12 protein-coding genes are annotated in these 15,953 nt (G+C 71.9%); 7 read left to right on the top strand and 5 right to left on the bottom strand.

The genetic code is table 11. The features are described from left to right. Positions 1-5: 5 nt before the first annotated feature. Positions 6-1,538 (bottom strand): MFS transporter, encoded by a 1,533-nt coding sequence (locus OQ02_RS17895; protein WP_033439637.1) that lies wholly within the window; start codon positions 1,536-1,538, stop codon positions 6-8. 311 nt (positions 1,539-1,849) lie between these two features. Here OQ02_RS17895 and OQ02_RS17890 point away from each other — a divergent pair, with 311 nt between their 5' ends. The 5 genes from OQ02_RS17890 (at position 1,850) to OQ02_RS41045 (ending at position 7,138) form a co-directional block, all read left to right on the top strand. Further along, positions 1,850-2,755, top strand: coding sequence for a glycosyltransferase (locus OQ02_RS17890; RefSeq protein ID WP_033439580.1), 906 nt, complete (start codon positions 1,850-1,852; stop codon positions 2,753-2,755). Between the two features lie 9 nt (positions 2,756-2,764). Beyond that, positions 2,765-3,889: a hypothetical protein gene (locus OQ02_RS45825; protein WP_231500092.1), complete on the top strand. Its 1,125-nt coding sequence runs from the start codon at positions 2,765-2,767 to the stop codon at positions 3,887-3,889. 6 nt (positions 3,890-3,895) lie between these two features. Beyond that, on the top strand, positions 3,896-4,654 hold the full coding sequence (locus OQ02_RS45820; RefSeq protein ID WP_231500091.1) for an ATP-binding cassette domain-containing protein: 759 nt from the start codon (positions 3,896-3,898) through the stop codon (positions 4,652-4,654). After that, a complete protein-coding gene (locus OQ02_RS17880; RefSeq protein ID WP_033439579.1) occupies positions 4,651-6,435 on the top strand; it encodes an ABC transporter ATP-binding protein in 1,785 nt (594 codons plus the stop codon). The genes OQ02_RS45820 and OQ02_RS17880 overlap by 4 nt, the downstream gene beginning before the upstream one ends. A 169-nt stretch (positions 6,436-6,604) precedes the next feature. Next, entirely contained in the window at positions 6,605-7,138 is a 534-nt protein-coding gene (locus tag OQ02_RS41045; RefSeq protein ID WP_063747092.1) for a peptidoglycan-binding domain-containing protein, read from the top strand. 200 nt (positions 7,139-7,338) lie between these two features. Here the strand turns inward: OQ02_RS41045 and OQ02_RS17870 are convergent, their stop codons facing one another. Then, positions 7,339-7,809 carry a MarR family winged helix-turn-helix transcriptional regulator gene (locus tag OQ02_RS17870; protein ID WP_033439578.1) on the bottom strand — a complete coding sequence of 157 codons (471 nt, stop codon included), beginning with the start codon at positions 7,807-7,809 and terminating at the stop codon, positions 7,339-7,341. A gap of 163 nt (positions 7,810-7,972) precedes the next feature. Between OQ02_RS17870 and OQ02_RS17865 the strand changes: the two genes are divergently transcribed. Beyond that, on the top strand, positions 7,973-9,178 hold the full coding sequence (locus OQ02_RS17865; RefSeq protein ID WP_033439577.1) for an MFS transporter: 1,206 nt from the start codon (positions 7,973-7,975) through the stop codon (positions 9,176-9,178). A gap of 57 nt (positions 9,179-9,235) precedes the next feature. Here OQ02_RS17865 and OQ02_RS46705 read toward each other — a convergent pair whose 3' ends face one another. Next, the gene (locus tag OQ02_RS46705; protein WP_033439576.1) at positions 9,236-12,661 is read right to left on the bottom strand and encodes a BTAD domain-containing putative transcriptional regulator; all 3,426 of its coding nucleotides are present in this window, start codon (positions 12,659-12,661) and stop codon (positions 9,236-9,238) included. A 259-nt stretch (positions 12,662-12,920) separates the two neighbouring features. Between OQ02_RS46705 and OQ02_RS17855 the strand changes: the two genes are divergently transcribed. Further along, the gene (locus OQ02_RS17855) at positions 12,921-14,594 is read left to right on the top strand and encodes a S8 family serine peptidase (RefSeq protein WP_081915736.1); all 1,674 of its coding nucleotides are present in this window, start codon (positions 12,921-12,923) and stop codon (positions 14,592-14,594) included. A 55-nt stretch (positions 14,595-14,649) separates the two neighbouring features. Here the strand turns inward: OQ02_RS17855 and OQ02_RS43845 are convergent, their stop codons facing one another. Together OQ02_RS43845 and OQ02_RS43840 are read right to left on the bottom strand one after the other, a co-directional pair. Beyond that, positions 14,650-15,249 carry a carboxymuconolactone decarboxylase family protein gene (locus OQ02_RS43845; RefSeq protein WP_051772466.1) on the bottom strand — a complete coding sequence of 200 codons (600 nt, stop codon included), beginning with the start codon at positions 15,247-15,249 and terminating at the stop codon, positions 14,650-14,652. Beyond that, the gene (locus tag OQ02_RS43840; protein ID WP_156077116.1) at positions 15,246-15,680 is read right to left on the bottom strand and encodes a hypothetical protein; all 435 of its coding nucleotides are present in this window, start codon (positions 15,678-15,680) and stop codon (positions 15,246-15,248) included. The genes OQ02_RS43845 and OQ02_RS43840 overlap by 4 nt, the downstream gene beginning before the upstream one ends. Positions 15,681-15,953: the final 273 nt, after the last annotated feature.

The following is a 15,953-nucleotide window of genomic DNA, read 5'->3' as shown; positions in this document are numbered from 1 at the left end:
CGGGATCAGCGGTTCTCCAGCACGGGAACCGGCTCTTCGGCGGTGGCCGCCGGACCGGTCCTGCGCAGCGCGATCATCCCGACCACCGCGAACACCACGACGATCGCGGCGCCGATGAGGGCCACGGTGTGCAGTCCGGACGAGAACGCGTCCCGTGCGGTGGCGACCAGACCGTCCGCCAGCGGACCGGGCAGGGTGCCCGCCGCCTGAAGGGCGCCGGCCATGCTGTCCGTCGCCAGCGCGGCGGCCTCGGCCGGGACCTCGGCGGGAACGGCGACCTGCTCGCGGTAGACGGCGGTGCCGACGCTCCCGAACACCGCGATCCCCATGGCGATGCCGAATTCCGCGCTGGTCTCCGACATCGCCGACGCGGCGCCGGCCTTCTGCGGCGGGACCGAGCTGACCACCATCTCGGTGCACAGCACGCCCTGCGGCCCCATCCCGAAGCTCGCGATCGACATGCCCACCACCACGAACGCCACGCCACCGGCACCGCCGGCCTGCGTGAACAGCACGATCCCGCCGGCCGCGACCAGCATCCCGAAACCGAGCACGAACTCCGGCCGGAACCGCCGCGCCAGCCGCGGCGCGATCAGCGACCCGACCACCACCGCACCGGCCTGCGGCACCAACAACAGCCCGGCTTCCACGGCGGTCAGCCCGGCGACCATCTGGAGGTACTGGCTGACCAGCAGGAAGACGCCGCCCATGGTGAGCGCGCCGACCAGCATGATGCTCACCGCCGCGCTGAACGCCCGCACCCGGAACAGCTTCAGGTCCAGCATCGGGTCGGCCAACCCGCGCTGACGGCGGACGAACACCACGCCGATCGCCGCGCCGGCGGCGAGCACGAGCACGTTGACCAACGACACGCCGTCCTTGGCGGTCTCCTTGAGGGCGTAGACGATCGGCAGGATCGCGCCGAGCGACAGCGCCACGCTCGCCAGGTCGAGCCGCCCCGCGGCGGTGTCGCGGTACTCCGGCAGCAGCTTCGGCGCGGTGGCCAGCAGCAGCACCATGACCGGCACGGCCATCAGGAACACCGAGCCCCACCAGAAGTGCTCCAGCAGCACGCCGCCGACCACCGGTCCGATCACCATGCCGCCCATGAAGCAGCTCATCCACACCGCGATCGCGGTGCCGCGCTGCTTGGGGTCCTGGAACATGTTGCTGATCAGCGCCAGCGTGGACGGCATCAGCGTCGCGCCGGCGATCCCGAGCACGGCACGCGCCGCGATCAGCATCTCCGGGCTGGTGGTGAAGGCCGCCACGATCGACGCCAAGCCGAAGGCGGCGCCGCCGACCATCAGGAGCTTCCGCCGACCGATCCGGTCACCGAGGGTGCCCATCGTGACCAGGAAGCCGGCGATCATGAAGCCGTAGACGTCGATGATCCACAGCAGTTGGGAGCTGCTCGGCCGCAGGTCGGCGGCCAGGTGCGGGACCGCCAGGTGCAGCACGCTCATGTCCAGCGACAGCAGCAGCGTCGGTAGCGCCAGCACCGCCAGCCCCCACCACTCGCGTCGTCCTGCCCTCATCGTCGTCTCCCCGAGGTGTTGATGGTTCCCTGTCATCTTCCAGTCGAACGGCACCGGCCCGGATCGACAGGTGCGCCGGAAATAGTCCAAAGAATTTCCGTCCGTCACACACAGTCGTTAGTCAACTACAGTAAGTACCTGATTCACGGGTGCGGGTGACTCCGTTCGCGTGTTGACCAACGCTCTCGAACCTCGGCAGACTTGCGCGGTGGTCGGTGGGGACTACCCGGGCCACGACCTGACCGCGTCCTGACCGCGTCCGCGGACCGGCCGTCGACGGCCTTGGCGGGACCTCCGAAGGAGAGCCTCTCGTGGGTAGCTCTTTGCGCTGCACGGTTGTCGTTCCGACCTACAACCGGAGGCGATTACTCGAGCTGACGCTCGACTCGCTCGACCGGCAGACCCTGCCCCGCGACCGGTTCGAGGTGCTGGTCGTCGACGACGGCTCCAGTGACGACACGGCGGCCGTGGTGCGCGGGTACGAGGACCGGTTCGACCTGCGGTACTTCTACCAGCCCGACGAGGGCTACCGGGTCGCCAAGGCGCGGAACGTCGGCATCCGGCACGCGTCCGGCGAGGTCTGCGTGTTCGTCGACTCCGGCGTGCTGCTGCACTCCGCGAGCCTGAGCGCGCACGTCACCGCGCACGAGGCGACCGAGGAACCGTTGGCGCTCAACGGGTACGTGTACTGCTTCAACCTGGACAACGAGGACGCCCAGCTCATCCGCAAGGTGGTCGACGTCGACGACATCGACGCGTCCATCGCGTCCATGGCGCGGACGAAGGCGTGGCCGGACGTGCGTGAACCGTTCTACGCCCGGTACTCCGACGACTTCGGCCACCTGCCCGCACCGTGGCTGATGTACTGGACGTGCCACTCGTCGGCCCGGACGGAGCAGGTGCGCTCGATCGGCATGTACGACGAGGAGTTCCGCCAGTGGGGCGGGGAGGACCTCGACCTCGCCTACCGGCTGCACCGCGACGGCGCCCGGTTCGGCGTGAGCCGGGACGCCTGCGCCATCCACTACCCGCACGAGAAGGACCAGGACGACAACACCAGGTCCGCGCGCGAGAACTACCGCTACATCGCGGAGAAGTACGGGACGCCGATCACCCGGATGCTGGTCGAGCAGCCCGCGATCCGCTTCGCGATGTTCAACCAGGTCATCGAGGAGCGCGGTCTGCCCCGCTGCGCCGACTACCCGTCTGCCGGGTAGGTGGCGGGCGTGGGGAACCGGGTCGGCGCGGCGCGGGAGCAGTTCGCCGCACGGCGGGACATCGTCCGGCTGCTCCCCCGCGCCGGCGGCCGGCTGGTCGCCGGGATGGTCGCGGTCAACGTGGTGCTGGGCTGCCTCCCGGTCGTGTTCACCGTGGCGACCGCGATGGTGCTCGGACGGGTGCCGGCGGCCGTCGACGCGGGCTTGGACTCCGGCGCGTGGGACTCGCTGGTCACGCTGTTCGGTGTCGCGGCCGGTGCGTTCGTCGCCCGGCAGCTGCTCTCACCGGCGGAACAGGCCATGGCCGAGCTGATGACGCGCCGGATCGACGGCCGGGTGTTCGACGAGCTGATGGCCGCGTCGCTGCGGAGCCCCGGCCTCGGCCCGCTGGAGGACCAGCAGGCACTCGACGCGCTCCGGGCCGCCGCGAGGGAGGTCGAGTTCGGTGTGCGCAGCCCCGGCCGGGCGGCCACCGGCCTGCTCGCGCTGATCGCGCGGTACACCGAGCTCACCGGCAGCGCGGTCGCGATCGGGGTGGTGTTCTCGTGGCCCGCGGCGGCGGCGCTGGTCGTCACCGTGCTGCTGTTCCGCCACGGCCAGCGCGGCGGGCTGCGCCGGTACGCCGAGGCGCGGTCCCTGCTCGCCGCCGACCAGCGCGAGATCGACTACCTGCGCGAGCTGGCCGCCGGAGCCCCCGCCGGCAAGGAGATCCGGGTCTTCGGCCTGGCCGGCTGGCTGCGGCAACGCCTGCGCGTCACCCTCCTCCGCTTCCTCGAACCCCTCTGGGCCGAACGCCGCCGCATCTACCTGTGGCCGTTCGTCTGGTTCTCCGTCGCGGGTCTCGCGGTCACGGGCGTCGTCTTCGCGGTGGTCGGGGCGACGGCGCACGAGATGACGCTGACCGGGTTCGTGCTCGTCGCGACGGCGACCTTGAGCCTGCTGCGGCTGGCCGAGCACTACCCGGAGGCGGACCTGCCGACCGCGATCGGCATGAGGGCCTACGACGCGGTGCGGCGGTTCGCCGAGCACGTCGACGCCCACGACGAGCGACCCGACCCGGTGCGGCGGCGGACGGTGCCCGAGCCGGTCGGCGCCATCCGGTTCGAGCAGGTCGGCTTCCACTACCCCGGTTAGCGGCGGATGGTCTTCGACGGGCTGGACCTGACGATCCCCGTCGGGCGCTGCACCGCCATCGTCGGCGTGAACGGCGCCGGCAAGACGACGCTGGTCAAGCTCCTCGCCCGGCTCTACGAGCCGACTTCCGGCCGGATCACGCTGGACGGCGTCGACATCCGCGCCTACCCGGTCGATTTGTGGCGCACCCGGCTCAGCGTCATCTTCCAGGACTTCGTGCGGTACGAGTCGTCGGTCGCGGACAACGTCGGGCTCGGCGCGGTCGGCTCCTTGGACGACCGTGCGACGATCCGCGAGGTGGTCGACTCGGTCGGCCTCTCGGACGTCGTGGCCCGTCTCCCCCTCGGGCTGGACACGCCGCTGGCGCGGCACCTCACCGGCGGAGCGGAGCTGTCCGGCGGGCAGTGGCAGCGAGTGGCGCTGGCGAGGGCGTTGTTCGCGCTGCGCCACGGTTCACGGGTCGTGGTGCTGGACGAACCGACGGCCAGCCTGGACGTGCGTGCGGAGACCGGGTTCTTCGAGGAGTTCGCCGGCCTCGCCGACGGCGCGACCACCCTGCTGATCTCCCACCGGTTCTCGACCGTGCGGCACGCGGACCTCATCGTCGTCCTGGAACACGGCCGGGTCACCGAACAGGGCAGCCACGCGGACCTGGTGGCCCGCGACGGGCGTTACGCGGAGCTGTTCCGGCTGCAAGCGGACCGGTTCGTCGACGCAGGTGACGCGGGCGACCCGGTCGACGCCGTCGAGAGGCCGGTCGGATGAGGGTCCTCCTGACCGGCGCGTGGACCATGATCGCCACGGTGTGGCGGTTGAACCCGCGCAAGACCGCGCTGGCGGTGGTCCTGATGACGGTCGGCGCCGTCGCCGCCCCGCTGTTGGCCGCCGCGCTCGGGTGGCTGACCCGCGAGGTCGTCACCGGCGACGCGGGGCACGCCGTGCTCGCCGGTGTGACCGTCGCCGTGCTGGCGATGATGGCGCTGGCCCTCGCGCACTTCGGCCACCTGGCCTACTTCGAGCTCTCCGAGCTGGCCGAGCTGGACTTCGACGAGCGCGTGATCGAGGCGTCGAACGGTTCGGCGGGCATCGAGCACCACGAGCGGGCGGAGCACGCCGACACGTGGACCGTGCTGCGGCAGGAGGGCAGGCAGTTCCGGACCGGCCTCGAAGCGCTGCTCAACGGTTTCGGCCTCGTCCTCGCCGTGGTGCTCACGGCGGTCCTGCTCGCCGTGCAGAACCCGTTGCTGTTGCTGCTCCCCGTCGCCGCCGTGCCGCCCCTGATCGCCGGTCGCGTGGCCGAGCGGGTCCTCGACCGCGCCAGGACGGCGACCGCCGAGCCGACCAGGACCGCGCTCAACCTGTTCCACCTGGCGACCTCCGCCCGGCCGGCCGGCGAGCTCCGGGTGTCCGGGGTCCAGGACGAACTGCGCGCACGGCACAACCGGCTGTGGGAGAAGGCGACGCACGGCCTGTGGCGCGCGCACCTGACCGCGACGTGGACACGTGCCGCGGGGCAGGTCGTCTTCGCGCTCGCGTACACCGCGGGCGTGCTGCTCGTGGTGCGCGACGCTATCGCCGGGAGGCGCGGTGTCGGCGACGTCGTGCTGGTGATCGTGCTCGCCGCCCAGGTCAACCAGCAGGTCGCCACGGCCGTCACGCTCCTCCAGGACCTGCAACGGATGGCCGGCGCGTACCGGCGCCTCACCGAGGCCGCCGCGTCGGTGGCCGACGCCGATCCGGCTCCACGCCGTTCTTCGCCGCCGCAACGGCTGCACGACGGCATCTCCCTCGCCGGGGTCGCCTTCACCTACCCGGGCACCGAAGTCCCGGTGCTGCACAAGGTCGACCTCCACCTCACGGCCGGTACCACCGTTGCGATCGTGGGCGAGAACGGCGCCGGGAAGTCGACGCTGGTCAAGTTGCTGTGCGGGTTCTACCGGCCGTCCGAGGGTCGGGTCCTGGTCGACGGGGTGGATCTGCACGACATCCCGGTCGACGAGTGGCGCAGCCGGATCGCGGCCGGGTTCCAGGACTTCGTCCGGTACGAGTTCCCGGCACAGCACGTGGTCGGCATCGGTGACCTGCCCGCCCTGTCGTCGGAGCCGGCCGTCCGGGCGGCTCTGGACCGCGCCAACGCCACCACCGTGCTGGACGACCTGCCCGACGGCCTGCGCACCCACCTCGGCAAGAGCTACGCCGACGGCGTGGAGCTGTCCGGTGGCCAGTGGCAGAAGTTGGCGCTCGGCCGGGCCATGATGCGGGAGGCTCCCCTGCTCCTCGTCCTCGACGAGCCGACGTCGGCGCTGGACCCGGAGGCGGAGCACGTCCTGTTCCAGCGGTACGCCGAGCACGCGAAACGCGTGGCCCGCAAGACCGGGGGCATCACCGTCTTCGTGTCCCACCGGTTCTCCACGGTGCGCATGGCCGACCTGATCATCGTGGTCAAGGACGGCCGGGTGGTGGAGACCGGTGACCACGCGACGCTCACCGCCGCCGCCGGCCTTTACGCGGAGTTGTTCGCCTTGCAGGCGAAGGCGTACAGCTGAGCGTCCCACGACGACGTCGCGGCTGTCGGGCGTTCGCCGGACACCTGGCAGCGGTCGAGTTGCCTACCGTTCAACTCGAAGCACAGGCACGCCATCCGCATGAGGGGGGAACGTCGTGAACACCAAGAGCGCTCCCGCTGGTGGCATCAACCGGGAGAGAAGAGCGTTCATGAGATACGCGAACACAGCCAAGCGCGTCGCCGTGGGGATCGTCGCCCTGGCGGCTGCCCTGTCCCTGGGCACGGCCCCCGCGTCGGCGAACACGAACGACGGCTACGTCAGCGGAGCCGACAACCCGCACGACGACTGGAACGACGAGGGCACGGTCTCGGCCAACTCGCACGCCTCCTCCAACGCCACCTGCTTGTGGCAGAAGGTGTTGGTCGCGGAAGGGCTCATGCCGTACGCCAACGTCGACGGCATCTTCGGGGACGAAACGAAGAAGCTCACGGTAGTCCTCCAGCAGCGGTGGGGCATGCAAGACGTGGACGGCATCGTCGGTGACGCCACCTGGACGCGTGCGGGCAGGAACCTCACCAGGGGCGAGGTCGTCAACTTGGACCCGCAGCGCGTGGTCCGCATGTACTACGCGGGCCGCAACCTCGAATTCGCGGTGTACCGCGCCGGCACCAACGGCAGGCACGGCTTCTACCAGGACGGCAGCTTCCACCAGGCCAGTTACACCAACCGCACCTGTCGCTGACATGTAGCTCGCCCGGACAGGACGGCACGGCGGTGACCGGAATGGACGGTGACCGGGTCGCCCTCCGCCACCTCGGTTGACCGTGCGCCGGATACGACGCCGACCGTGCAGCGGGTGTGTCGCCGCCCCCGAGCGGCGACACACCTCGCCACCCGCCCGACGACGACGGCAGGACCGGAGAACACCTGTCGCCGCCCGGATCAGGCCGACGTGCCCAGTGCCTTGAGGGCGTCGACCAGCGGGCGCAGCCTGGGATCGCGGCTTGCCTCTTCGAGCGCTTCGCCCAACGCCGCGAGATAGGTGGGCCGTGCGTCCTCCAACAGGGCGAGCCCGGTGTCCGTGACGTCGGTGTAGATACCGCGCCGGTCGGTCGGGCACAGGTAGCGCGACAGCAGACCCCGGTCTTCGAGCCGGGTGACGAGGCGGGTGGTCGCGCTCTGGCTCAGCACGACGGCCTCCGTGACCTGCTTCATCTGGAGGTGACCGCCCTCGCCGTCGTGCTGTCGGCTCAGCACGTCGAGCAGCGAGAACTCACGAGAGCTCAACCCGTGCGCGGCCAGCGCACCCTCGACGCGCGCCTCGATCCGCCCGTGCAGCGAGGAAAGGGTGCACCAGTTGTCGGCCAGCGCCGTGGGCGTCGGTGCGGTGGGCGTCGGTGCCGTCGCGATCATCAAGAGCCTCCTTGCGAGCGGGCCGTCAGGTGCTGCCCACCGCAGATGATACTACTCACAATACCCGCCTCCAGTGATATCCCGCGCTTGTAGATACCCCGCGCGTGCAACTAACGTCGCACGCCTGTAGTGCTCATGCGCTTATCACTGGAAGGCTGCTCACATGCCTCTCGCGCTCGTGGCCCTCGCCATCGGGGCCTTCGGGATCGGCACCACCGAATTCGTGATCATGGGGGTGCTGCCCGAGGTCGCCGGCGAGTTCGGCGTCACGATCCCGACCGCCGGGTGGCTGGTGACCGGTTACGCCCTCGGCGTCGTGCTGGGCGCCCCGCTGCTGACCGTCCTCGGCACCAGGGTGTCCCGCAAGAAGATGCTCATCCTGCTGATGGTCCTGTTCATCGTGGGCAACGTGCTCTCGGCCGTGGCGCCCGTGTTCGGCCTCATGCTCGTCGGCCGCGTCGTCGCCTCGCTGGCGCACGGGGCGTTCTTCGGCATCGGCTCCGTGGTCGCAGCCGACCTCGTCGCACCGGAGAAGAAGGCGTCCGCCATCTCCCTGATGTTCACGGGACTCACCCTCGCGACCATCGTCGGCGTCCCGCTCGGCACCCACATCGGCCACACCGCGGGCTGGCGGGTCACCTTCGCCCTCGTCGCGGTGCTCGGCGTGGTCGGTCTGCTCGGCGTGGCCAAGCTGGTGCCGGCCACCGGTCGGCCCACAGGCGGCGGCGTGCGCTCGGAGTTCGCCGCGTTCCGGAACGTCCAGGTCTGGCTGGCCATGGCGATGACGGTCCTCGGCTACGGCGGCGTGTTCGCCGCGATCACCTACATCACCCCGATGATGATCGAGGTCACCGGCTACTCCGCCGGCGCGGTGACGTGGCTGCTCGTCCTGTTCGGGATCGGCATGTTCGCGGGCAACCTGATCGGCGGCCGGTTCGCCGACCGCGCTCTCATGCCGCTGCTCTTCACCACGCTCGGCGCGCTGACGCTGACGCTGCTGCTGTTCACCGTGACCGCGCACAACCAGGTCCTGGCCGCCGTGACGCTGACGCTGATCGGCGCGCTCGGCTTCGCCACCGTGCCACCGTTGCAGAAGTGGGTCCTCGACCAGGCCGCGGCGGCGCCCACCCTGGCCTCGGCCGCGAACATCGGCGCCTTCAACCTCGGCAACGCGCTCGCCGCGTGGCTCGGTGGCATCGTCATCGCCGCCGGACTCGGCTACACGTCGCCGAACTGGGTCGGCGCGCTGCTGTCCGGCACCGCCCTGCTGCTGTCGTTCCTCGCGGCCCACCTCAACCGCCGCAGCAGGGCCGCCGGTGCTGCCGCAGCGCGTGAACCGGGCGACCGCTTGCCGGCCGCCACGCACTGACGACCGTCCGCGCGGTGGTGGCAGCACCCGCCACCGCGCGGCCGGCGTCCGAAGACTTCAGGCGCTGAGCGGTTTCCCGCCCGCCCGAACCACCGCGCGCCGGACGCCCCACCGGGCGCCCATCCGGCGGTGCAGGCCGATCGCCTCGCCGAGCGCGGCGTCCGCCTCCTGGTCCCGACCCGCGCGCCTCAGCAGGACTGCGTGGTCCTCGGTGGCCTGGGCGAGTTCGAACACCCTCCCGACCGACCGGTAACGGGCGACGACTTCGGTCATGCCGTCCGGGTCCTCGTCCAGCAGGCACCGCGCCCGGCGGGCCGCGGTCGCCGCGCGCAACGGTCGCGTCTCCCGTGCCGCCTCGGCCTCGCACGCCTCGACCGCCTCCCGCGCCGTGGCCCGGTCGCCCTCGTCGAGGGCCAGCCGGACCAGATCGGGTAACCACTGGTGGCGCAGCATCATCTGCGCGTACTTCGCGTCGAGGATCGCGCCGAGCACGCTCATCGCCTCGACCGCGTCACCGCGCCGCGCGCTCGCCATCGCCTGCGCCGCAACGAGGAAGTCGCAGTTCTCCCGGTCCGCGGCGGTGGTCAGCGGCAGGTTCAGGCCCGCGTCGAGGTGCCGGGCCAACGCGTCCTCGTCGTCACGGTGTGCGGCGACGAGCGCGCCGACGCCGTGCAGCAACAACACCGGACCGCCCTCGCGCAGGCCGAACCCGGTGAACTCGGGGTCGTCCAGCACGCCGTCCAGCCGGGAAACCGCGTCGTCCCACCGGCCGAGCCAGAAGTCGTGCACCGCGCCCGCCACCTGCACACCCGCCGCGGGCGCGCCCAAACCCGCGATCTCGGCGGCCAGGGCCAGGTCCGCGGTGGCGTCGTCCAGCCGGTCCAGGCACTGCAGCGTGAACGTGCGGTTGTCCAGCAGCACCAACCTGAGGTCGGACAGCGACAGGTCGGTGCCGACGACGGCGAGCGCCCGGTCCAGGTGGCCGACCGCGCCGGAGTAGTCCCGGCGCACGGCGTCGACCTGCCACAGCACCTCCAGCGCCTGCCCGATCGAGAACCGGTCGCCGGACGCCTCGCCCAGTTCGACGGCCTCGCGGGCGCTGTCCGCCGCGCGCTCCACCTCGCCGATCCCCGCCCGCTGCACGAGCGCCACCAAGGACATGAGCCGGGCACGCCACACGGGCGACAGGTCGGGGTCGGCGAGCGCGTCGTCCAGGATCTCCAACGCCTCCTCGGCGCGCGAAGCCCGGTACGGCACGTACGCCAGCACCCACCTGGTCTGCGCCGCCAGGTCCGGGTCGTCCAGCAGCGGCAACGCCCGGCTCGCGTGCGCGGCGGCCTCGACGTCCCGGCCGATGCGGAACAGCACGTTCGCCAGGTGCGCGGTCAGCACGGCGGTCCGCGCACGGTCGCCTCCGTGCAGGTCCGGGTCCACTTCACGGCGCAGCAGCTCGACCGCGACCAGCGGCGCGCGGTTGGTCAGCACGGGTGCCGCACCGACGAGCCAGTCGGCCACCCACGGCCCGGCCGGACCGTCGGCGGCGAGCAGCTGGCCCGCGACCGGCTCGACGGACGCGCCGGACTCGGCGAGCGCCTTGGCGGCCTGCTGGTGCAGCGCGACCCGCACCGCCATCGGCGTGCCCTCGTACAGCGCCTGCCTGATCACGGGGTGCCGGAACGCCAGCCGCACGCCCGCGTCGCGCAGCACACCCGCCGTGATGGCCTCCTCGACCGGCCGGACCACCTCGGTGACGCGGCGGCCGAGCGCGGCGGCCAGGTCCCCGACGGTGAACTCGCCGCCGAGCAGGGCCGCCCAGAGCAGCACGTCGCGCGTCGTGTCGGCGAGGTAGTGCAACCGGCCGGTGACGGCGGAGACCAACGAGTCGGGCGCCTGGTCGAACGACCCGGCGGGCACGTCGGCCGTGCCCGAGTCCAGCCGCACCACGGCGTCGCGCACAAGCGCGTCCGCGATCTCCCGCACGTACAGCGGGTTGCCGGCGGCACGTTCGGCGACGCGGCGCAGGCCGGGGCCGGCCTGCGCGCCGACCAGGTGACCGATCATCGCCGCCACGGCGCCGTCGTCCAGCGGCGACAGGTCGACCACCACGCCCGAGCCCTGGTCGACGTCGCGGCGCAGCCGTTGCACGTCCGACCGGTGCGGCACCGGGCGGGCGGCGCCGACCAGCAGCAGCGGCCCGCGCGCGGTGAGCCGGCTCAACCGGTGCCACAGCACGACACTGGCCTCGTCCGCCCAGTGCAGGTCGTCGAACGCCACCACGACCGGCCCTTCGGCGCACCACGACGCGACCATCGTCACCAGGTCGTCCAACGCGACGGACACGCGGTCGCCGCCGCCCGGCACGGCCTGGCCGGACCGGTTCTCGCGCAACGTCGCCCAGATCGCCGCACGACGCCGGTCCGGTGACCCCGGCTTGATCTCCAGGCAGTCGACCGCCAGACCGAGGGGGAACCCCTGGCCCAGTTCGTCCGCGGCGGCGTGGGCGACCCGGTGGCCCGCCTGCCCTGCCCGCGCCACCACGGCGGTGACCAGCGCGGACTTCCCGATGCCCATCTCACCATCGACCCACAGCTGCCCGCCGCGCCCCTCGGCGAGGCCGTCGACCAGCCGCTCGACCGTCGCCAGTTCGGCCGCACGGCCGGCGAGCACGGGTGCGACGGCCACCGGACGAGCCGTGACCGGTGCGGCGGTCCCGTGGTCGTCGGCGATGATCCGGTCGTGCAGCCGGCGCAGCTGCGGGCTCGGCTCGATGCCCAGGTCGTCGACGAGGACCCGCCGCACGTCGCGGTAGACGTCCAGCGCCTCGGCGTTGCGCCCGCACCCGGCGAGCGCCCGCATCAGCAGCCCGCGCGGCCCTTCGCGGAGGGGGAACTCGGCCACCAGCGCGGTCAGCTCGCCGACCAGCTCGGCGGGCCGGCCCAGCAGCAGGACTGCCTCCGCGCGCAGTTCGACGGTCGCGACCCGCAGTTCGCGCCACCGCGTCCGCTGCGCCTGCGCGAACGGCCCGGTCAGCCCCGCCAACGGCTCACCGCGCCACAGCTCCAGCGCCGCGTCGGCGAAGCGCAGCGCGCCCTCCGCGTCGGACTCGGCGAACCGTTCGCGCGCCACGTCCGCGTGCCGCTTGAAGTTCACGACGTCGACGGCGGACGGGTCGACGTCGAGCCGGTAGCCCGAACCGCTCGACGTCAGCAGCCGCCAGGAAGTGCCACGGGTGTGCTGCGGCTCAAGCGCCTTGCGCAATGTCGAGACGTGGCTGTACAGGTTGCCGAAGGCGCTGCCCGGCGCGTCCTCGCCCCACACGCCGTCGACCAGCTCGTCCCGGGAGACGACGGCGCCGGGCGTCGAGGCGAGCAGCGCGAGCACCGCCCGCGGTCGTGACGACCCCAAATCCAGCTCGGCCGTCCCCGACCAGGCCCGCACGGGACCGAGCAGATCGACCCGGATTCCGTCCTCAGCACCCGACATGCACGCCCCCCGGTTTGATCACTCCCACCGTAGTGCCGGTTCCCCCGCGCACGACCGGGCGCTTGGAGCAGTGTGAATCCGTTGCCGGACAACACCCCGCAATATTGCGCCCGAAGTTCCCGGATACCGACGAAAGACTCCTGACCACCGGAGGTCCCCTGTGTCAGGGTGTCGCGATCCACCGATCCCGGTATGAGGAGAAAACGTGAGGGCTCACAGACTCACCCGCCCCGCGCTCGCGATCGCGAGTGCGGCGGCGATGCTCGTGGCAGGCGTCCAACCGGCGTCGGGTCAGCAGCAGACCACCGACTACACCGTGCTGGTCGAGGTCGGCGCGACCAGTCAGGCGGCGCGTGCCGCCGTCCGGGCCGCGGGCGGCCGGGTCACCGTCGAGAACACCGCGGTCGGCACCCTGACCGTGAAGGCGCCGGCCACCGGCTTCGTACAGCGCGTCACCGCCTCCGACGCGGTGTTCGGGGCCGCCCCGGTCACGCCGATCGGGCAGCTGCCGGCCAAGGGCAACCGCAGCGCCCCGCCCAAGCACGACGTGGAGAACGAGCACGTCGGCGCGCCGAACGCGGCGAGCCGCAAGGTCTCACCGGCCACCACCGCCGGGCTCGACCCGCTCGACGACGCCCTGTGGGGCCTGCGCATGGTCCGCTCGGACATCGCGCGGGCGAAGCAGGCCGGTGACCGGCGGGTCTACGTCGGCATCCTGGACACCGGCGTCGACGGCACGCACCCGGACATCGCGCCCAACTTCAACCGCGAGCTGTCCCGGAACTTCACCTTCGACATCCCGAACGACAGCAACGGCGGCGAGTTCGACGGGCCGTGCGAGTTCCGCGGTTGCGTCGACCCCGCCGACCACGACGACCAGGGCCACGGCACGCACGTCGCGGGCACCATCGGCGCGGCGGCCAACGGCTTCGGCGTCTCGGGTGTCGCCCCGAACGTGTCGCTGGTCAACATCCGCGGCGGCCAGGACTCCGGCTCGTTCTTCCTCCAGCCGGTGGTGGACGCGCTGACCTACGGCGCCGACATCGGCCTCGACGTGATCAACATGTCGTTCTACGTCGACCCGTGGTACATGAACTGCACCGCCAACCCGGCCGACAGCCCCGAAGCGCAGATCGCCCAGCGGACCACGATCGCCGCGATCCAGCGCGCTCTGAATTACGCGCACGGCAAGGGCGTGACCCTGATCGGCGCCGGCGGCAACAACCACGAGGACCTCGGCAACCCGCGGACCGACCCGAGCAGCCCGAACTACCCACCGGACTCGGCCTACTCGCGGCCCATCGACAATGCGACGTGCCTCAACCTCCCGACCGAGGGCGACCACGTGATCTCCGTGTCCGCGCTCGGCCCGTCGACGGCCAAGGCCGACTTCTCCAACTACGGCACCGAGCAGACCTCGCTGTCCGCGCCCGGCGGCTACTTCCGCGACGGCTTCGGCACGGACTGGTACCGGACGAACGAGAACCTGATCCGCTCCGCGTACCCGCGCAACGTCGCCCTCGCGGTCGGTGACATCGACGCCGACGGCAACATCACCCCTGATGCCGCCGCGGCCGGCGTCGCCAAGTACTGCGACGCTTCCACCTGCGGCTACTACCGCTACTCGCAGGGCACCTCGATGGCCGCACCGCACGCCGCCGGCGTGGCCGCGCTGGTCGTCAGCCAGTACGGCAAGCGGGACCGGGCGCACCCCGGCACGTTGACGCTGGCGCCCGACAAGGTCGAGCAGGTGCTGTACAAGACGGCCACGAAGCGGGCGTGCCCGGAGCCCCGGACCGTGTCCTACGAGAACGTGGGCCGGTCGGCCGAGTTCACCGCGACCTGCGTCGGGGACGAGGCGTTCAACGGCTTCTACGGCCACGGCATCGTGGACGCCTACGGCGCCGTCACCCGCGGCGGCGACTTCCTCTGACCTGGTGCGGGAACGCCCGCCGCCCCCAGTGGCGGGCGTTCCCACACCCCGGGGCTCAGCCCTCGGGGAGGTCGGCGGGGTCGGTGAACCAGTCCTCGATGGCGACATCGCAGGAGTTCAGGATGTACGCGAGCAACGTGTAGGCGCCGACCGTCGCCAGCAGCTCCACCATCTGCCGTTCGTCGTAGCGGACGGTCAGCTCGGCCCAGGTCCGGTCGGACACCCTGGCCCGCGGGCCGCGCAGCTCGTCGACCGCCCGCAGCAGCGCGGCGTCGAACTCCGACCAGCCCGGCGCGTCCGGACCGGCCGGGACGCGGGCGATCTCCTGCTCGGTGAGCCCGGCCCTGGCGCCGACGGCCGCGTGGTGGGCCCACTCGTAGGCGGAGTGCAGGCCGTACCCGACGCGGAGGACGGCCAGTTCACGGTCGCGCAGGGGCAGCACCCCGCAGCCGAGCGCGTTGAGCACCGGGTTCAGCGCGACCAGCAGGTCGGGGTGCTTGCCGATGACCGCCTGGACGTTGAGCACTGGACGGCCCGCGATGTGCGCCAGTGGCCCGTCGGGGCCGATCGGCGCGTCGGCGGGCATGCCGATCAGCGGACGAACCAGCTCCGCGGGGGCGGGGGCGATGCGTGAGTTCGCTTTGCGGGTGGTCACGATGGTTGCCTGTCTCCTGGTCTCGGTGAGGTGTTGTTCCGGTCGGGCACGGCCCGGCTTGCGCACCGTTGCCGGACATGTCGTGCGGGCGGCGGACTCCACGCCGCACAGGCGGCTTCCGGGCCGAGGATGAAGTCGCGGTCCTCCGCCTTCTTCACCGTCGGGCGTCGCTTCTCGCCCAGGGGTCCCGACATCACCCACTGCGGGGTCCGCGTGAAGTGCGTGGTGCGCGCCGCCTCCGGTTGCAGCGTCGACACCACCCGGGTTCCCGAGGACCCGGCGCCGATCACGGCGACCCCGCGGCCCGCGGTCCGCATGCCGCTGTCCCACTCCGCCTCGTGCACGACCGTGCCGGAGGAGCCGTAGCGGTTCCAGTGCCAGACGCCGCCGACGTCGGCACTGATGATCGGAATTCGGGGATTGCGGGACATCGGAACTCCTTGTGGCGCGTTGCTGTTCGGCGACGGCGATTTCGCCCACATCGCGCCCCGGCGGTCGTTTCCGCCGTTCTCCGACCGGATTCGCGCAAGGCTCCGGCACGTGCGTCATTCCTCAGCGGAAGAGCGCAGGGCAACGCGTTGCCGCCGTCCCCGATCTCGTCGGCCCCCGACCGGACGAGCCATTACCGCCGACTGGCGCGGCGGCGTGCGACACATCGTCGACATCTTCGGCGACGACCAACCGGACTTACGTCGTAAGCCGCA

Source organism: Saccharothrix sp. NRRL B-16314 (assembly GCF_000716595.1).
Classification (GTDB): domain Bacteria; phylum Actinomycetota; class Actinomycetes; order Mycobacteriales; family Pseudonocardiaceae; genus Actinosynnema.
The sequence above is the reverse complement of the archived record's forward strand: the minus strand, read 5'-3'. Positions and strand labels throughout refer to the sequence as shown.